This window comes from Rhizobium atlanticum (genome assembly GCF_030182485.1).
Lineage (GTDB): Bacteria > Pseudomonadota > Alphaproteobacteria > Rhizobiales > Rhizobiaceae > Rhizobium.
Map to the genome: position 1 here is coordinate 66,599 of NZ_JAQJCJ010000017.1, position 17,584 is coordinate 84,182.

The window sequence follows — 17,584 nt, forward strand, 5'->3', positions numbered from 1 at the left end:
CTTCGGGCCGCGCCTTTTATTCCCGGGAATCAGCGATGAAAGCGGAATAGAATTCGTCCGCCGTCCTTGCCTTGCGCATGGCAGCAAGCACGCCGTCCGATTGCAGCCGTCGGGCGATGGCCGAGAGCACATTCAGATATTCGGCGCGATTGTTCGCCCCGAAGATGAGCACGAAGGTGATATCGGTCGGGATATCGTCGATCGCCTCGAAATCCAGCGGCTGCGCGAAACGAATGAGAAGGCCGCGAGGGCTCGTCATGCCGTCTATGGCGGCATGCGGGATGGCAATGCCATTGCCGATCCCCGTAGAGCCGAGCCTCTCACGCGCTTCGAGCGCCTTCAGGATGGTCTGGCCGTCGACGGAGAAGGCCTTCGCCGCCTTATCGGCGATGATCTGCAGCGCGCGCCATTTCGTCGGTGCCGAGACACCGATGAAAGTGTGCTCCGGCCGGATGATGTTGTGAAGGTTCATGTCATTCTCGATGTGGGCGGCTCGATGTGGTCGGCATCGGGAGGGAGGAGATGTCAGTCCGCTTCCCTGAGCCGGTAGCCGACGCCGGTTTCGGTGGTGATATAGTGTGGCTGGTCGGGGCTCTGCTCGATCTTCTGCCTGAGCTGCCTGATATAGACGCGCAGATATTGCACGTCAGCCGCCGGCCCCCATACCTGCTTCAAAAGAAACTGGTGTGTCAGCACCTTGCCGGCATGCTGGGCGAGCACGCGCAAGATGTCATATTCCTTAGGCGACAATTTCATTTCCTCGCCGTCGACCTTGACGATGCGCTTGACGAGGTCGACCGACAGCCCGCCGGTCTGGAAGATCGCCTTTTCGCCCTGCTGCTGCAAGCGATGGCGCAGCGCCACGCGGATGCGGGCGCCAAGTTCGTTGATGCCGAAGGGCTTGGTGACATAATCGTCGGCGCCGCTTTCCAGCGCCTTGACGATGCCGGCCTCGTCGGTGCGGCTGGAGAGGATGACGACGGGTAGGGACAGGCCTTCGTCGCGCCACTCCTGCAAGAGGTCATGGCCAGGCGTGTCGGGCAGGCCGAGATCGAGCAGGATGAGATCGGGCCTGCCGTCGGCAACCGATTGGCGGGCGATTGCCGCATTCGGCGCCTCCTGCACCTCGTAGCCCTGCGCGGTCAGGCCGACGCGAAGAAGCTTGCGGATTGGAGGCTCGTCGTCGACGACGAGGATCTTGACGGCTGAACCGGTCATCTGAGTTCATCCAGTTTCGGTATGTCGTTGGGTTTCGGCAGGCGGATGGTGAAGACGGCGCCCGGGCGGCCCTTTCGGTTGGCGGCGGTGATCGTGCCGCCCATCGCCTCGACGAAACCGCGGCAGATGGAAAGGCCGAGGCCGGTGCCGGCGCGCACCTGATCGCCCTTGCGCACGCGATAGAAGGTGTCGAAGACGCGGGTAAGGTCGGCGGGTGGAATGCCCGGGCCTTCGTCCGAGACCTGCAGCACGACATTGTCGGCATCGGCCCAGCCCTCAATATGGACCACGGATCCCTCGGGCGCATATTTCGCGGCATTGTCGAGGAGGTTGAAGATCACCTGCTCGAACAGGACAGGATCGACGCGCACCATCGGCAGGTCGGCGAGAATGCTCGTCTCGGTCTTGTGGCGCTCGAGGATCTTTGCGGCGCGACGCAGCGCGCTGCCGACGATATCGCCGGCATAATGCAGCGCAAAATTCGGCTCCATCGCACCGGATTCGATCTTGGTCATGTCGAGCAGGTTGGCGATGAAACGATTGAGGCGCTCGGATTCGTCGACGACGGTGGAAAGCAGATCGGCGCGGTCCTCCTCCGGCATGGAGGCGAAATAGTCGCGCAGCGTGCCGGCGGCGCCCAGGATAGCCGCAAGCGGCGTTTTCAGATCATGCGAAATCGAGGTGAGCAGGGCCGAACGCAGCCTGTCGGCTTCGGCCGCAAGCCTTGCCCGGTCGACATCGGCGACCAGCTGGACGCGTTCGATCGCAAGAGCCGCCTGATCGGCCAGCGCATCGAGCAGCCGCTGCTGCTCCGGCGTCAGCAGCGGCCCGTCGCGGCGGTCGCTGTCGAGGCCGATGACGCCGACGGCGGTGCGCCCGGTCCTCAGCGGCACATAGAGCCGCTTGGCGCCGGGCAGGGTATCGGCGCCGCGGCCGGCGGCGTGATTGTGCTCCCAGGCCCAGCGGGCGGCGGCGATATCGGCATCGTCGAGCGTGTCGTCGGGCGGATAACCGGCCTTGACGGCGATGGTGCCCTCTTCCGGCAAGAGCAGCACGACACGGACCTTCAGCATGGAGGCGAGCTGGAAGGCGGTCGCCCAGAGCACGTCGTCGAGCGTACCGGTGCCGGCGAGCTTCTTTGAGAAAAGATAGAGATCTTCCGTCGTGCGGGCCCGCTGCCTGGCGGCGGCAGCCTGCCGCTGCACGGTCGCGGTCAGATTGCTGGCGATGATGGCGACGCCGAGGAAGAAGAACAGGGCCAGCACGCTTTCCGGATCGCTGATCGTCAGCGTATAGCGCGGCGGCAGGAAGAAGAAGTTGAAGGACAGCGCGCCGAGAATGCAGCTGTAGAGCGCCGGCCGTAACCCATGCAGCACGGCGGAGGTCAGCACCGCCATCAGGAACACGAGGGCAAGGTTACGCACGTCGAGCACCTGATCGAGCACGATGCTGACGCCAAGCGCGATGACGACATAGACGGTCGCCAGCAGATAGGCTCTGAAATCGAATTCAGGGGCCGTGGCCGCCGCCCGGATGCCGCGCGCGGTGGTGCCGTCCTTCTCATTGCCGGAAATGACATGGACGCTGATCTCGCCGGTCTTGCGGATCAGTTCGTCGGTGATTGAACGGCTCCACCAGTCGCGCCATGTCGCCATCTTTGGGGCGCCGATGACGATGTGGGTGACATTGTTTGCTGTGGCGTGACGGACGAGCTCTTCGGCGACCTCGCGGCCCGGAATCGTGATCGCCTCGCCGCCGAGCTGTTCTGCAAGACGCAGCGTTGCGGCAACAGTGTCGCGCTCAGCTTCGGTCAGATTGACCGAACGGTTGGTCTCGACATAGACGGCGGCCCAGGGCGCGCGCAGGCGCGAGGCCATACGAGCTGCATATCGCACCAGCGAGGCGGAGCGCGGGTGATGGTCAATCGAGACGAGGATACGTTCGCCCGCCGCCCAAGGGCCGGAGATCGCGTGAGCCTGCATGTGGGTGAGCAACTGATCGTCGACGCGCTGGGCGGTTTTGCGTAGCGCAAGTTCTCTCAGCGCCGTCAGGTTGCCCGGGGTGAAATAGTTTGCCAATGCCCGCTCGGCGGTGCGGGGCACATAGACCTTGCCGTCATGCAGGCGCTTGATCAGATCGTCCGGCGTCAGATCGATGATCTCGACGTCGTCGGCCAGGTCGATGATCGAATCCGGCACCGTCTCGCGCACGCGGATGCGGGTGATCTGCGAGACGACGTCGTTCAGGCTTTCGACATGCTGGATGTTGAGCGTCGTGTAGACGTCGATGCCGCGGCCGAGCAATTCCTTGACGTCGAGGTAGCGCTTCGGATGGCGGCTGCCTTCGGCATTGGTATGGGCGAGTTCGTCGACCAGAACGAGATCGGGCCTGCGGGCGAGGATGCCGTCGAGGTCCATTTCCTCGAGCGGACGGCCCTTATAGTCGATTTTGACGCGAGGAATGATCTCGAAACCGGCGAGCAGTGCCTCGGTCTCCTTGCGGCCGTGAGTCTCGACGACGCCGATGACAACGTCGAGGCCGTCGGAGAGTTTGGCACGGCCGGAGACCAGCATTTCATAGGTCTTGCCGACACCTGGGGCGGCGCCCAGAAAGATCTTCAGACGGCCGCGCATCTCCGCCCGGGCTTTTTCGAGAAGCGCATCGGGCGAGGGCCTGCCGGCCTGGTCGCGGTTGTCGTCTGGCATGCGTGTTGTCTTTCTGCGAATGGCTGCAATCGAGGTTCAGCTGGCGGATGGCATTCCCGATGTTGACGCGGCGAGAGCAGCCCCTCATCCGGCTGCCGCCACCTTCTCCCTGTAAACGGGGCGAAGGGGACGCGCCGCGACCTCTCCGTCCCTCGCCTAGCTCTCGCTTGGCACGTCCCTCTCCCCGTCAGAACGGGGAGAGGGTTAGGATGAGGGGCAGCCGTTAGCGCCAACCGGACACCAGTGAGTCAAGCCCGAGGATGACGCAGAGTGGGGTTGGCCTTGTCGCCAAACCACAGCATCTAACCTGCCAAACTCACTCAGTCATAGAAGCATCAAGGCTCTGGTTCAACGCCAGAACATTGACGGTAGGTTCTCCCAAAATGCCGAGTTCGCGGTCCCGGACGGCGCCGTCGACCAGCGCCTTGATCTTCGCCTCGTCGATGTTGCGTGCCTTGGCGACGCGCGCCACCTGGAAGTAGGCGGCCTCCGGCGAAATATCAGGATCGAGCCCGCTGCCGGACGCGGTGACGAGGTCGGCCGGCACCTTGGCGTTTGGGTTTGCCGCCTTGGCTGTTTCGTAGTCGCCCTTTACGCGGTCGATCAGTTTCTGGCTGGTCGGGCCTAGGTTCGAGCCGCCGGAGGCGGCGGCATTGTAGCCATCGCCGGCGGCCGAGGGACGGCCGTGGAAATACTTGTCGCTGGTGAACGCCTGGCCGATCAGCCTCGAGCCGATCACCTGACCGTTCTTCTCGATCAGGCTGCCATTCGCCTGGGTCGGGAAGAGCGCCTGGGCCGCTCCCGTCATGGCGAGCGGATAAAGCAGGCCCGTGATGGCTGTAGTGGCAACGATCATAACGACGGCCGGGCGAAGTTCTTTCAACATTGTTCTTAGCTCCTAGAGATGTCAGGCGAGACGGAGGGCCGCGACGGCCATGTCGATCGCCTTGATGCCGATGAAGGGAACCACAATGCCGCCGAGGCCGTAGATCAGCAGGTTGCGTGACAGAAGCGCGCCAGCGCCGATCGGACGGTAACGCACACCCTTCAGCGACAGCGGGATCAGCGCGATGATGATCAACGCGTTGAAGATGATCGCCGAAAGGATGGCGCTCTGCGGAGTCGAAAGCCCCATGATGTTGAGGATGCCGAGCTGCGGGTAGAAGGTCAGGAACATCGCCGGGATGATGGCGAAATACTTTGCGATGTCGTTGGCGATCGAGAAGGTCGTCAGCGCGCCGCGTGTCATCAACAGTTGCTTGCCGATTTCGACGATCTCGATGAGCTTCGTCGGGTCCGAGTCGAGATCGACCATGTTGCCGGCCTCGCGGGCTGCGACGGTGCCGGTGTTCATGGCAACGCCGACGTCGGCCTGGGCCAGCGCCGGGGCATCGTTGGTTCCGTCGCCGCACATGGCGACGAGTTTGCCCTTGGACTGTTCCTCGCGCATCAGCGCCAGCTTCATCTCGGGTGTTGCCTGGGCAAGGAAGTCGTCGACGCCGGCTTCGGCGGCGATGGCCGCTGCTGTCAGCGGATTGTCGCCTGTTATCATGACGGTACGGATGCCCATGCGGCGAAGCTCGGTGAAGCGTTCGCGGATGCCGCCCTTGACGATGTCCTTCAGCTGGATGATCCCGAGCAACCTGCCGTCGCGAGCAACGGCGAGCGGCGTGCCGCCTGACTTGGCGACCTCGTCCGATACCGACTGCAGCTCGCGCAACAGCTCGTTGCCATTCTTCGAGGGGGCGTCGCCTTTGACATAGGCGAGCACCGTATCGACCGCGCCTTTGCGGATCGAAGCGCCTTCGAGATCGACGCCGCTCATGCGGGTCTGGGCGGTGAAAGGCACGAAGCTGGCCTTGAGACTCGCCATGTCGCGGCCGCGGATCGCATATTTCTCCTTGGCGAGCACGACGATCGAACGGCCTTCCGGCGTTTCGTCGGCAAGCGAGGCGAGTTGCGCGGCATCAGCGAGCTCCTGCTCGGAGACGCCGCGCACCGGGTGGAAGGCCGTCGCCTGGCGATTGCCGAGCGTGATCGTGCCGGTCTTATCGAGCAGCAGCGTGTCGACGTCGCCGGCCGCTTCCACGGCACGGCCGGACATGGCAAGCACGTTGAAGCGGACGAGCCGGTCCATGCCGGCAATGCCGATCGCCGACAAGAGCGCACCGATCGTCGTCGGGATCAGGGTGACGAAAAGCGCGACGAGCACGATGATCGGGATCGAGCCGCCGGCATAGATGGCAAAGCTCGGGATCGTCGCCGTCGCCAGCACGAAGATCAGCGTCATGCCGGCGAGCAGGATGTTGAGCGCGATCTCGTTCGGCGTCTTCTGGCGCTGCGCGCCTTCGACCAGCGAAATCATCCGGTCGAGGAAGGTGGAGCCGGCCGCCGCTGTGATGCGCACGCGGATCCAGTCGGAGAGCACCTGCGTGCCGCCGGTCACCGCCGAGCGGTCGCCGCCGGATTCACGGATGACGGGAGCGGATTCACCTGTGATCGCCGCTTCGTTGACGGAGGCGACCCCTTCGATGACTTCGCCGTCCGAAGGGATGATGTCGCCGGCTTCGACCAGCACGATATCGCCGACCTTGAGGCTGGTGCCCGGCACCATGCGGTAGTCGCTGCCATTATTGGCGGTGAGCAGCTTGGCCTGGGTTTCGGTGCGCGCCTTGCGCAGCGAATCTGCCTGCGCCTTGCCACGGCCTTCGGCGACGGCCTCGGCGAAATTGGCAAAGAGCACGGTGAACCAGAGCCAGAGATTGATCTGGAAAGAGAAACCGAGATTGCCGTTGCCGGTGATGAGGTCGCGCAGGAAGAGCACGGTGGTCAGCACCGAAACAGTGGCCACGACAAACATGACGGGATTTCTGGCAAGGGCGCGCGGGTCGAGCTTCTTGAAGGCGGCGCCGACGGCCGGAATAAGGATGCGAGAATCGATGATGCTCGCGGATTTTGCCTGGCTCATAAGAGACTCCAGCTTTGAAACGAGGACGACAACGAAACCTGGGGATGTGGGTTACGGCATCGCCTCAGAAGCTCTGTCCGGCGATCGCGACCAGGTGTTCGACGATCGGACCGAGGGCCAGCGCCGGGAAGAAGGTCAGGCCGCCGACGATCAGGATCGTGCCGATCAACAGGCCGACGAAGAGCGGACCGTCGGTCGGAAAAGTGCCTGCCGAGGCCGGAACCGTCTTCTTGGCGGTGAGCGAATCGGCGATGGCGAGCGCCGGGATGATGACCAGGAACCGGCCGGCAAGCATTCCGATTCCAAGCGTAACATTGTACCAGGGCGTATTGCCTGTGAGACCGCCGAAGGCCGATCCGTTGTTGGCCGCCGCCGAGGTGTAGGCATAGAGGATCTCGGAGAAGCCGTGCGGTCCAGGAGTGCCGACCGAGGCGACAGCGGAGGGCAGCACCGTGGCTATGGCGGTAAAAACAAGCATGGCGAGCGGCAGGCAGAGGATGGCGAGAACGGCCATCTTCATTTCCTTCGCCTCGATCTTCTTGCCGAGATATTCCGGTGTACGCCCGACCATCAGCCCGGCGACGAAGACGGCGACGATGATGAACAGCAGGATGCCATAGAAGCCGGCGCCGACACCGCCGACAATGATTTCGCCGAGCTGCATGTTGATCAGCGGAATGAGGCCGCCGAGCGCGGTGAAGCTGCCATGCATGGCGTTGACGGCGCCACAGGAGGCGGCGGTGGTGATGACGGCGAAGAGCGAGGACAGCGCGACGCCGAAGCGGACTTCTTTCCCCTCCATATTGCCGCCGGCGAGGCCAAAGCCATGCATCAGCGGATTGCCGGCCGCTTCGGCCCAATAGGTGATTCCGACGCCGACGACGAACAGCGCGCCCATCGAGGCCAGAATCGCCCAGCCCTGGCGCTGGTTGCCAACCATGCGGCCGAAGACGTTGGTCAGAGCCGCACCGATCGCGAAGATCGAAACCATCTGGATGAGGTTGGAAATCGCATCGGGATTTTCGAACGGATGGGCCGAATTGGCGTTGAAGAAGCCGCCGCCATTGGTGCCGAGCATCTTGATGGCGAGCTGCGAGGCGACCGGGCCGAGCGCGATCGTCTGCTTGCCGCCTTCGAGAGTCGTCGCGTCGACATAGGGCCCGAGCGTCTGCGGTACGCCGAGATAGACGAAGACGAGCGTCAGCACGATGCAGATCGGCAGCAGGATGTAGAGCGTGCCGCGGATCATATCGACCCAGAAATTGCCGATCGCCTTGCCAGACGCCCGCGCGAAAGCACGGATGAAGGCGACGGCGATGGCCATGCCGGTGGCGGCGGACAGGAAATTCTGCACCGTGAAGCCGGCCATCTGCGTCAGATACGACATGGTGCTTTCGCCGCCGTAGTTCTGCCAGTTGGTATTGGTGGGAAAGCTGACGGCGGTGTTGAAGGAAAGGTCGGGCGGAACAGCGGCCATGCCGGCCGGATTATAGGGCAGAACGCCCTGCAGGCGCATCAACGCGTAGAGGAGGAGGACGCCGAGAAGGTTGAACATCAGCATCGCCAAGGCATAGGAGGTCCAATGCTGCTCCTCGCCTTCGCCGGTGCCGGCCATACGGTAAAGTCCGCGTTCGATCGGGACGAGGACGGGCGAGAGGAACGTTCGCTCGCCGTTATAGACGCGCGTCATATAGCCGCCGAGCGGTTTGACGAGCAAAAGGACGATCCCGCAATAGAGCAGGATCTGAAGCCATCCGTTGAGGGTCATGGAGCTAAAACTTTCAATACCCGGCTGGTTCTCGGTCGCGCAGCGCGGCCTCGCAAGCGCCGGTTCAGAAGCGTTCTGGGCGTAAGAGAGCGTAGGTGAGGTAAACAGTGAGAAACACGGTTACGGCGCCGCTCAGGACATAATCGAGGGTCATCGTCGCTTCTCCTTAGAGCTTGTCGCAGGCTGCGACATAGGCAAAGCACAGCGCGAAGAATAGGATCGCTGTGCCGAGCAGAATGGTATCCATCATGATCGTGACTCATGTTGTTCTTGTTGGAGTCAGACAAGACAAAGGGCGCCGCCGTTGGAGACTGCCTTTTATGCTGTCTGGCGTGGAGAGGATCCTTCGATCTCTCGGGTACCAATATGGAGCCGGAGCGCATAAAGGTTCGAGACGGCCGAAACCGCATCAATATAAAAATCTTATAAATGCTTTCAGGCGGCTGCAGCGGGAACGAGAGCAGGGCGCGATCTTGAAATTCAAGGGTCGACCCGGAACTGGTAGCGGCCTTCGGCGCTGTGGCCGTCCATCGAGAGGACGCGCCAGTCGAGGGTATAGAGGCCGGGCGCCATTGCGGGATCGAGAGGGATCTTGAATATGGATCCTTCGGGGCCGGATAGGAACGGCTTGCCGAGGGGGAGCGCCCTGCCTTGGGCATCGAGCAAGGTGGCGGTCGAGCGGGCAAGATCGACGGGACCGCTGAAGGTAAGCTCGACATTGGCCGGCACGAGCTCTTGTTCCTGCTGCTGCGGGGGCAGCGACGCTTGTTCGAGGGCCGCGGCCGCCTGGTTGCCGGCGAAAAGAAGGGATGCGAACAGGCAGAATGACACGACCGACTTCATGATGGCCTTCCTATATTGCCGAGCCATTGGCGCCGGGAGCCGTCATGCTCCCGCCACGCCATGCGGGCTGCATGCTATCAACGCTGCCGGGGGCGATTTCGATCCCGCGTCCGCAGAATGACGCGCATTGGCTGCCCCGGGTTGTCTCTGCGAAGGGCGGCGTTCAAATCGGCCACCAGTCTGCGCCAGAATTTTCGAAGCGGTCTAAGCATCCTCTGGGAAAGCCGGCTTCCGCCGACATTGTCGTTATCATGCTTCATCACTTGTCGCCTTCCCGCCTTGCCGTGGCTCACGAGTAAGACTGTACCGCGCGCTGTGCTCTTCCGGAATCATACGGAGGTTTATCGGCGCTTATCTTTCGGGCTACGCACATGAGCATTTCGTCGCGTGATGGGCAAAAGCTTACTCAGGCGGTTGAATCGAAGCGCCCTGCGGTCTTATAGTCGCCTCAACGGCACCTCTGAATCTTCGGGGCCATAGGGAAGGAAACCGACAATGACCAAAGTCCGTGCGCTGGTGCTGGAGCGCCAGCATGAGCTTGCGTTGCGCGATATCGATCTGCCGCTGGAGACAGGGCCAGGGCAGGTGAGGATCAAGATTCATACTGTCGGCGTCTGCGGTTCGGACGTTCATTATTACACCCACGGCAAGATCGGCCCGTTCGTCGTCAACGCGCCGATGGTGCTCGGCCATGAGGCGGCCGGCACGGTGGTCGAGGTCGGGGCCGGTGTGACACATCTGAAAATCGGCGACCGTGTCTGCATGGAGCCCGGCATTCCCGATCCGAACTCGAAGGCGAGCAGGCTCGGCATGTACAATATCGATCCTGCCGTCAGCTTCTGGGCGACACCGCCAATCCATGGCGTACTGACGCCCGAAGTGGTGCATCCGGCCAACTATACTTTCAAGCTGCCCGACAATGTCAGCTTCGCGGAAGGCGCGATGGTGGAACCCTTTGCCGTCGGCATGCAGGCGGCAGCCAAGGCGAAGATCGCGCCCGGCGATACTGCCGTCGTGCTCGGCGCCGGGCCGATCGGCACGATGGTCGCGATTGCCGCTCTTGCCGGCGGCTGCGCTCGCGCGATCGTTGCCGATCTCGCCCAGCCGAAGCTCGATATATCCGCGCAATATCAGGGTGTCATCCCGGTCAACATCCGCGAGAAGAACCTGGCCGAAGAGGTCGGTCGGCTGACCGACGGCTGGGGTGCGGATGTCGTCTTCGAATGCTCCGGGTCGCCGAAGGCCTGGGAGACGATCGTGGCGCTGCCGCGCCCGGGCGGTGTCATCGTCGCCGTCGGCCTGCCGGTGAACCCGATCGGCTTCGACGTCTCGATGGCCTCCACCAAGGAAATCCGCATCGAAACGGTGTTCCGCTATGCTCACCAATATGAGCGGTCGATCGCATTGCTCGGTTCGGGCCGGGTCGATCTGAAGCCACTGATCTCCGAGACGTTCAAGTTCGAAGATTCGGTCAAGGCATTCGACCGCGCCGTCGAAGCCCGGCCGAGCGACGTGAAGCTGCAGATCGTTATGGAATAGGCGCCGCAGCGCCTTTACGGATGCCTGCCGCTTGGTTTCATCCTGCGAAAGAGTAGAGCCGCGGCTGCGACGACAGCGGCGGCCGCGACGGCGATCAGCAGATGCCGGTGCAGGGGAAGGTGGCCCAGTATCTGCTGGATGCCGTTGCCGAACAGATAACCGAGTGCTGTGAAGAGCTGCCCCCACACCAGAGCGGCTACCGCATTCAGGATGACGAATTTACCGGTCGTTATCCGCGTCGTGCCAATGACGATCGGGCTGATCGTGCGCAAGCCGACGAGAAAACGGAACGCCAGGATGAAGCCGGTCTGATATTTTTCAAGCAGCCGTGTCGCACGGGCGAGCGCGGGTCGTTCCATCAGCCGGCGGACGGGAGCCCATTGCCCAGCATAGCGGCCGGCGAAGAACCAGAACTGATCGCCGGCGAAGGAGCCTGCGACGGCCGCGAGCGACGCCGACCAATAGGACAGCAGCCCGCGGTGGGAAATCACGCCGCCGAGAAAAGCCGCGGTTTCGCCCTCGAAGGCGGCGCCCAGAAAGATCGCCAGCAGGCCATAATTTTCGATCAGTAGTTCGATGGACACGCGTTCCTGGCCTTAAACCGGCTTCAGATCCCCAAGCAGGGTCGGAATCAGCTCCGACACCGTCGGATGGATCGGCACCGACCATTTCAGTGCGGGATAGGTGGTTCCGGCATTCATCGCATCGATCAGGCCGTGGATCACCTCGTCGCCTTCGATGCCGAGGATCGCCGCGCCGAGGATCTCTTTGGTCTCGGCATCGGCAATCACCTTCATGAAGCCCTTGGTCTCGCCGCGTTCATTGGCGCGGCCGACGCGGCTCATCGGCCGGGTCGAGACCATGATCCTGCGGCCGGATGCACGCGCCTGCTTCTCCGTCATGCCGACGCGACCGAGCGGCGGGTCGATATAGAGCGCATAGGCCGGGATGCGGCTCGAGACCTTGCGGTCGTCGCCATCGAGGAGGTTGGCGGCGGCGATCTCGAAATCATTGTAGGAGGTATGGGTGAAGGCGCCGCGGCCGTTGCAGTCGCCGAGCGCAAAGATGCCCTCGACATTGGTGGCAAGCTTGTCGTCGACGGTGATGTAGCCGCGCTTGTCGGTCGCCACGCCGGCGGCACCGAGGCCGAGGTCGTCGGTATTCGGTTGGCGGCCGGTGGCGATCAGAACATGGCTTGCTTCAATCTTCGCCGCGCCGGCGGTGACGCTCACTCCGCTTCCGTTTCGGGCAAAGGCGATGTCGCCGGCGTCGGTGTGGACTGCAATGCCTTCGGAACGGAGGATGTCGGCGATCGCGTCCGATATATCCTCGTCCTCGCGTGATGCGAGCTTCGGGCCGTGCTCGACGACGCTGACTTCGGCGCCGAAGCGGCGATACATCTGCGCGAATTCCAGCCCGATATAGCTGCCGCCGATCACCGCAAGGTGCCGCGGCAGCGTGTCAAGATGAATGATCGACGTGCTTGTGAGATAGTCGATATCGTCGATACCTGGCAGTTCGGGAATGACGGGCCGCGCGCCGACATTGAGGAAAATGCGCGGCGCCGTCAGTGTCTCGCCATTGGCGCGGATGGTTTTCGCATCCTCGAAACGGGCATGGCCGTAGATCACGCTCATGCCCTCCATGCTGTCAAACCAGCCGATCAGGCCGTTGCGGGCATTCATCGTCACCGTTTCCGCCCGGGCTCTCACCACCTTCATGTCGATAGCGATTTCGCCGGGGATATTGACACCGTAGGCGGCGCCACTTCTTGCGACATGGGCAGCGCGGGCGCTGGCGACCAGCGTCTTGGTCGGCATGCAGCCGGCATTGACGCAGGTGCCGCCCAGAAATTTGCGTTCGATCAGCGCTACCTTCATGCCCTTTTCGACCATGCGGGCGGCGAGGAACGGGCCGGCCTGGCCGGCGCCGATAACGATGGCGTCGAAGCTCTTCATGATACGGCTCCCACGATTAATAGAGCGCCGACAACGGCAACGGCATCCTCGATGAGGGCGGCCGGCAGATCCTTGCCGAAGGCGGCGGCAAGCCTTGTGCGCAGGGCGGCGCCGCCATAGGTGCCGATGACGGCGCCGATCACCCCGGCGATCAGCCCGCCGAAAAGCAGGCTGCTCGCCGCGCCGATGGTGGCGCCGGCAAGTGCTCCGGTGACGATGCGGGCGGAGAACTGCACCGGTACCTTGCGCGACGGCGTCGACGGCAGCTGGTCGGTGATGAGTTCAACGATCGCGAGAAGGGTGAAAATCCAAGGCGTCCACCGGTAGCCCATGAAGGCAAGCGGCGTCTGCGACACGTCGAACCAGCCGAGCGCCGCGCCCCAGGCGACGGCGGCCGGCGCCGTCATGGCGCGAAGGCCAGAGATGACACCGATCACCAATGCAAGAAGCAGAAACATGCGCGATCCCCTCATTGCCGGCCGTGTGCCGCAGCCAGGGAAGGTCGCACATTGTCAGGCGCGTGGCAATTCGCCGGCGCTGACCGGCGCCGCTGACTTAGTTCGCGAAGGCGGCGATGCCGGTGATCGCACGGCCGATGATCAGCGCGTGGATGTCGTGCGTGCCCTCATAGGTGTTGACCACTTCGAGGTTGACGAGATGGCGGGCGATGCCGAATTCGTCGGAGATGCCGTTGCCGCCGAGCATGTCGCGGGAAGCACGCGCCATCTCCAGCGCCTTGCCGCAGCTGTTGCGCTTGAGGATCGAGGTCAGCTCCACCGGCGGATGGCCTTCCTCCTTCATCCGGCCGAGCCGCAGGCAGCCCTGAAGGCCGAGCGCGATTTCCGCGGCCATGTCGGCGAGTTTCTTCTGGATCAGCTGGTTGGCGGCGAGCGGCCGGCCGAACTGCTTGCGCTCCAGCGTATATTGCCGGGCCCTCGCATAACAATCCTCGGCCGCACCAAGTGCGCCCCAGGCAATGCCGAAGCGGGCCGAGTTGAGGCAGGTGAACGGCCCCTTGAGGCCGGTGACGCCGCGCAGCAGGTTTTCCTCCGGCACAAAAACTCCATCCATCACCACTTCGCCCGTGATCGAGGCGCGCAAGCCGACCTTGCCATGGATGGCAGGCGCCGAAAGCCCTTTCCAGCCCTTTTCGAGGATGAAGCCACGGATGAGGCCGTCCTCGGTCTTTGCCCAGACGACGAAGACATCGGCGATCGGCGCATTCGAGATCCAGGTCTTCGAGCCGGTGAGGCTATAGCCGCCGTCGACCTTCTTGGCGCGTGTCGCCATCGAGCCGGGGTCGGAGCCATGATCGGGCTCGGTCAAGCCGAAGCAGCCGATCCATTCTCCGGTCGCTAGCTTCGGCAGGTATTTCATTTTCTGTGCCTCTGAGCCGAAGGTTTCGATCGGCACCATGACCAGCGAGGACTGCACGCTCATCATCGAACGGTAGCCGCTGTCGACCCGTTCGACCTCGCGAGCGATCAGGCCGTAGGCGACATAACCGAGGCCGGCGCCGCCATAATCGGGCGAAATCGTCGGGCCGAGCAGGCCGAGTTCGCCCATTTCGCGGAAGATGGCTGGATCGGTCTTTTCATTGCGAAAGGCGTCGAGGACGCGAGGAGCGAGTTTTTGCTGCGCATAGGCATGGGCGGTATCCTGCACCATGCGCTCCTCATTGGTCAGCTGCTCCACCAGGCGGAATGGGTCGGCCCAGTCGAAAACCTCGCGCGTATGCTGCATGGCGGCGTCTCCTCACCATTCATCAGGCTTGCCTTCAAACTGGCCATAGACCCCCCGGCCGATGGCGTCAACAGCGGGCGCTCGCGTCGAAAAGATGAGCCGCACCATCTTTTCAAACGCCGCGGCATGATCCACTTTGCCCGCGTTCGATTCTGGAATGAGGAGGCGGAAATGTCGTCAAGCGATCTGTTCGTATCGGCCGAAGGTGCCCAATGGGTCAATCCGGAGCCGGGCGTCACCAGGCGCATCATGACCTATCTGCCCGAGATGATGATGGTGGAAGTGGCGTTCGAAAGCGGCGCCGTGGGTGCAGCCCATTCGCATCCGCACATCCAGGCAAGCTATGTCGCCGAAGGCAGCTTCGAGGTGACGATTGATGGGCGCACTGAACTGCTGCGGCAGGGTGGCAGCTTCATCGTGCCGCCCAATCTCGTCCATGGCGTCAGGGCACTGGAAAGGGGCCGGCTGATCGATACCTTCACGCCGCACCGGGCAGAGTTTCTCAAGTAATCACGTTTCGGATTCTAGTTGGCGCTGGGCGTTGGCGACAAAAGGCGGCACGAAGCGCGCATCTTCGCCGCGCACGGCCTCGCGCAGAAAGTCGATAACGGCCCGCACACGCGGCGCCTGTTTCAGGTCGCGATGGCAGGTAATCCAGTAATGGCGCTTGAGGTCGATCTCCTCGGGCAGCACGCGCACGAGTTCGGGATAACGGCTGGCGAAGAAATAGGGCAGGATGCACAGGCCGAGGCCGTTTCGGGTGGCGGTGAGCTGCGCGAAAATGCTGGAGCTCTGGAACTGCGGTTTGATGCGCGGATGCACATCGCTGAGATAATCCAGCCCCGGCGCAAAAATCATTTCCTCGATATAGCTAACGAAGGGATGCTGAAGCAGATCTTCGCGGCTGGTGATATCAGGCGCCTTTGCCAGATAGTCGCGCGAGCCGTAGATCTGCAGGTGATAGTCGGTCAGCCTTTCAGCGTAATAAGGCCCGCCTTTCGGCTCGTCGAGCACAACGGAAAGATCGGCCTCCTTGCGCGACAGCGACATGATCTGCTGGATTGTCACCAGCTCGAGCGAAAGATGCGGATGCTGGGCGGCAAAGCGCGGCAGCACGGTGGCGAAGAAGAAATTGGCAAAGCCCTCGGGCGCGCTGAGGCGCACCAGGCCGCGCTGCGCCATCGAGCCATCGGCAAGGTCGGCGCGCAGCCGCTCGGTCTCCTGCTCCATCCGCTCGGCCGTCTCGATGAAACGCGTGCCCATGACAGTCAGCACGTAACCGCGCGGATTGCGCTCGAACAGCTTGACCTTGAGGGTAAATTCCAGCCGGTCGATACGTCGCGAAACGGTGGCATGGCTGGAGCGCAACTGCCGGGCCGCCGTCGAGAGCTGTCCGGTACGGGCGACCGCTAGAAAAAACTGAAGATCATCCCAAGTAAACTGCGGTGGATTGGTCATCGCCGTCCCTATCTGTTCAAAAACGAACAGATACTGTTTGGAATTAGTTGTAAACCACCCGTTGCTTCAATGCGGAATTTCCGTGATCGTAGGCCAAGGCTCGGCCGCTCTGAGGAGTGCGGCTGGCCAAATCTGAACAGACCCGCAATCTGGCTCATCTCTGGGAGGAGAGAATATGCGTAAGAATCTCGTTGCATCAGTTGCATTTCTGCTTGCGAGCAGCACAGCGGTGCTCGCGCAGAGCGCGACCGATGGCAAGGTCAAGATCGGCATCCTGAACGACCAATCGGGCGTCTATGCCGACTTCGGCGGCAAGTCTTCCGTCGAGGCGGCCAAGATGGCGGTCGAGGATTTCGGCGGCAAGGTGCTCGGCGTTCCGGTCGAGATCGTTGATGCCGACCACCAGAACAAGCCGGATATCGCCTCCAATATCGCCCGCCAATGGTATGACACCGAGCAGGTGGATGCGATCATGGAACTGACGACCTCGTCCGTAGCGCTCGCCGTGCAGGCGATCGCCAAGGAGAAGAAGAAGATCGATATCGTCACCGGTGCTGCGACGACGGATCTCACCGGCAAGGCCTGTTCGCCCTACGGCTTCCACTGGGCGTATGACACCCACGCGCTCGCTGTCGGCACCGGCGGTGCGCTCGTCAAGCAGGGCGGCGACAGCTGGTTCTTCCTGACCGCCGACTACGCCTTCGGTTACTCGCTGGAGCAGCAGACCAGTGAATATGTCAAGGCGAGTGGCGGTACGGTCGTCGGTGCCGTCCGCCATCCGCTGTCGACCCAGGACTTCTCCTCCTTCCTGCTGCAGGCGCAATCATCCGGCGCCAAGGTGATCGGCCTTGCCAATGCCGGCCTCGATACCTCGAACGCCATCAAGCAGGCAGCCGAATTCGGCATTACCCAAGGTGGCCAGCATCTGGCGGCGCTGCTCTTCACGCTGGCCGAAGTCCATGGGCTCGGTCTCGAAGCGGCTCAAGGCCTGACGTTGACCGAGGGCTACTATTGGAACCGCGACGACGAAAGCCGCGCCTTCGCCAAGAAGTTCTTTGACCGCACCGGCAAGATGCCGAATATGATCCATACCGGCACCTATTCCGCGGTGACGCAATATCTGAAGGCGGTGCAGAAAGCCGGCACCGACGAGACAGAAGCCGTCGCCAAGCAGTTGCATGAGATGCCTGTTGACGACGTCTTCGGCCGCGGCGGCACGGTCGCCGCCAACGGCCGCATGATCCATGACATGTATCTGCTGCAGGTCAAGAAGCCGGCCGACAGCAAGGAGCCGTGGGATTACTTCAACGTTCTCGCGACCATTCCCGGCAAGGACGCCTATATCGATCCCGCCAAGAGCGGCTGCGATCTGGTGAAGTAAGCA

At 62.7% G+C, this 17,584-nt stretch carries 16 protein-coding genes; 3 read left to right on the forward strand and 13 right to left on the reverse strand.

The window, feature by feature from the left end:
* Positions 1–16: 16 nt before the first annotated feature.
* The 8 genes from PH551_RS23215 to PH551_RS23250 form a co-directional block, all read right to left on the reverse strand.
* Positions 17–472, reverse strand: coding sequence for a PTS sugar transporter subunit IIA (locus PH551_RS23215; RefSeq protein WP_285195201.1), 456 nt, complete (start codon positions 470–472; stop codon positions 17–19).
* Between the two features lie 53 nt (positions 473–525).
* A complete protein-coding gene (locus PH551_RS23220; RefSeq protein ID WP_285195202.1) occupies positions 526–1,218 on the reverse strand; it encodes a response regulator transcription factor in 693 nt (230 codons plus the stop codon).
* Complete coding sequence (locus PH551_RS23225; protein ID WP_285195203.1) at positions 1,215–3,923, reverse strand: sensor histidine kinase; 2,709 nt, start codon at positions 3,921–3,923, stop codon at positions 1,215–1,217. Before PH551_RS23225 ends, PH551_RS23220 begins: the two co-directional genes overlap by 4 nt.
* Before the next feature lie 316 nt (positions 3,924–4,239).
* Positions 4,240–4,809: a potassium-transporting ATPase subunit KdpC gene (gene kdpC, locus PH551_RS23230; RefSeq protein ID WP_285195204.1), complete on the reverse strand. Its 570-nt coding sequence runs from the start codon at positions 4,807–4,809 to the stop codon at positions 4,240–4,242.
* A gap of 21 nt (positions 4,810–4,830) precedes the next feature.
* Entirely contained in the window at positions 4,831–6,891 is a 2,061-nt protein-coding gene (kdpB, locus tag PH551_RS23235; RefSeq protein WP_285195205.1) for a potassium-transporting ATPase subunit KdpB, read from the reverse strand.
* 64 nt (positions 6,892–6,955) lie between these two features.
* Entirely contained in the window at positions 6,956–8,659 is a 1,704-nt protein-coding gene (kdpA, locus tag PH551_RS23240) for a potassium-transporting ATPase subunit KdpA (RefSeq protein ID WP_285195206.1), read from the reverse strand.
* A 64-nt stretch (positions 8,660–8,723) separates the two neighbouring features.
* Positions 8,724–8,813 carry a K(+)-transporting ATPase subunit F gene (locus PH551_RS23245; RefSeq protein ID WP_003547774.1) on the reverse strand — a complete coding sequence of 30 codons (90 nt, stop codon included), beginning with the start codon at positions 8,811–8,813 and terminating at the stop codon, positions 8,724–8,726.
* A 326-nt stretch (positions 8,814–9,139) separates the two neighbouring features.
* Complete coding sequence (locus tag PH551_RS23250; protein ID WP_285195207.1) at positions 9,140–9,502, reverse strand: copper resistance CopC family protein; 363 nt, start codon at positions 9,500–9,502, stop codon at positions 9,140–9,142.
* 495 nt (positions 9,503–9,997) lie between these two features.
* Between PH551_RS23250 and PH551_RS23255 the strand changes: the two genes are divergently transcribed.
* The gene (locus tag PH551_RS23255; RefSeq protein WP_183701250.1) at positions 9,998–11,041 is read left to right on the forward strand and encodes an NAD(P)-dependent alcohol dehydrogenase; all 1,044 of its coding nucleotides are present in this window, start codon (positions 9,998–10,000) and stop codon (positions 11,039–11,041) included.
* A 14-nt stretch (positions 11,042–11,055) separates the two neighbouring features.
* On the opposite strand, the gene PH551_RS23260 is transcribed toward PH551_RS23255, so the two are convergent.
* The 4 genes from PH551_RS23260 to PH551_RS23275 form a co-directional block, all read right to left on the reverse strand.
* Entirely contained in the window at positions 11,056–11,625 is a 570-nt protein-coding gene (locus PH551_RS23260; RefSeq protein ID WP_097600830.1) for a DedA family protein, read from the reverse strand.
* 12 nt (positions 11,626–11,637) lie between these two features.
* Positions 11,638–12,999, reverse strand: coding sequence for an FAD-containing oxidoreductase (locus PH551_RS23265; RefSeq protein ID WP_285195208.1), 1,362 nt, complete (start codon positions 12,997–12,999; stop codon positions 11,638–11,640).
* On the reverse strand, positions 12,996–13,457 hold the full coding sequence (locus PH551_RS23270; RefSeq protein WP_285195209.1) for a DUF4126 family protein: 462 nt from the start codon (positions 13,455–13,457) through the stop codon (positions 12,996–12,998). Before PH551_RS23270 ends, PH551_RS23265 begins: the two co-directional genes overlap by 4 nt.
* A gap of 97 nt (positions 13,458–13,554) precedes the next feature.
* A complete protein-coding gene (locus PH551_RS23275; protein WP_285195210.1) occupies positions 13,555–14,742 on the reverse strand; it encodes an acyl-CoA dehydrogenase in 1,188 nt (395 codons plus the stop codon).
* 171 nt (positions 14,743–14,913) lie between these two features.
* Here PH551_RS23275 and PH551_RS23280 point away from each other — a divergent pair, with 171 nt between their 5' ends.
* Complete coding sequence (locus tag PH551_RS23280; protein WP_085781288.1) at positions 14,914–15,252, forward strand: cupin domain-containing protein; 339 nt, start codon at positions 14,914–14,916, stop codon at positions 15,250–15,252.
* Here the strand turns inward: PH551_RS23280 and PH551_RS23285 are convergent, their stop codons facing one another.
* Complete coding sequence (locus PH551_RS23285; protein ID WP_285195211.1) at positions 15,253–16,200, reverse strand: LysR family transcriptional regulator; 948 nt, start codon at positions 16,198–16,200, stop codon at positions 15,253–15,255.
* Between the two features lie 175 nt (positions 16,201–16,375).
* Here PH551_RS23285 and PH551_RS23290 point away from each other — a divergent pair, with 175 nt between their 5' ends.
* Positions 16,376–17,581 (forward strand): ABC transporter substrate-binding protein, encoded by a 1,206-nt coding sequence (locus tag PH551_RS23290; RefSeq protein WP_285195212.1) that lies wholly within the window; start codon positions 16,376–16,378, stop codon positions 17,579–17,581.
* The last annotated feature ends 3 nt before the right edge of the window (positions 17,582–17,584 follow it).

Bases quoted from the DNA above. Each gene is read 5' to 3' on its own strand.
- PH551_RS23215 (WP_285195201.1), bottom strand. From the start codon at position 472: ATGAACCTTCACAACATCATCCGGCCGGAGCACACTTTCATCGGTGTC.
- PH551_RS23220 (WP_285195202.1), bottom strand. From the start codon at position 1,218: ATGACCGGTTCAGCCGTCAAGATCCTCGTCGTCGACGACGAGCCTCCA.
- PH551_RS23225 (WP_285195203.1), bottom strand. From the start codon at position 3,923: ATGCCAGACGACAACCGCGACCAGGCCGGCAGGCCCTCGCCCGATGCG.
- kdpC (WP_285195204.1), bottom strand. From the start codon at position 4,809: ATGTTGAAAGAACTTCGCCCGGCCGTCGTTATGATCGTTGCCACTACA.
- kdpB (WP_285195205.1), bottom strand. From the start codon at position 6,891: ATGAGCCAGGCAAAATCCGCGAGCATCATCGATTCTCGCATCCTTATT.
- kdpA (WP_285195206.1), bottom strand. From the start codon at position 8,659: ATGACCCTCAACGGATGGCTTCAGATCCTGCTCTATTGCGGGATCGTC.
- PH551_RS23245 (WP_003547774.1), bottom strand. From the start codon at position 8,813: ATGACCCTCGATTATGTCCTGAGCGGCGCCGTAACCGTGTTTCTCACT.
- PH551_RS23250 (WP_285195207.1), bottom strand. From the start codon at position 9,502: ATGAAGTCGGTCGTGTCATTCTGCCTGTTCGCATCCCTTCTTTTCGCC.
- PH551_RS23255 (WP_183701250.1), top strand. From the start codon at position 9,998: ATGACCAAAGTCCGTGCGCTGGTGCTGGAGCGCCAGCATGAGCTTGCG.
- PH551_RS23265 (WP_285195208.1), bottom strand. From the start codon at position 12,999: ATGAAGAGCTTCGACGCCATCGTTATCGGCGCCGGCCAGGCCGGCCCG.
- PH551_RS23270 (WP_285195209.1), bottom strand. From the start codon at position 13,457: ATGTTTCTGCTTCTTGCATTGGTGATCGGTGTCATCTCTGGCCTTCGC.
- PH551_RS23275 (WP_285195210.1), bottom strand. From the start codon at position 14,742: ATGCAGCATACGCGCGAGGTTTTCGACTGGGCCGACCCATTCCGCCTG.
- PH551_RS23280 (WP_085781288.1), top strand. From the start codon at position 14,914: ATGTCGTCAAGCGATCTGTTCGTATCGGCCGAAGGTGCCCAATGGGTC.
- PH551_RS23285 (WP_285195211.1), bottom strand. From the start codon at position 16,200: ATGACCAATCCACCGCAGTTTACTTGGGATGATCTTCAGTTTTTTCTA.
- PH551_RS23290 (WP_285195212.1), top strand. From the start codon at position 16,376: ATGCGTAAGAATCTCGTTGCATCAGTTGCATTTCTGCTTGCGAGCAGC.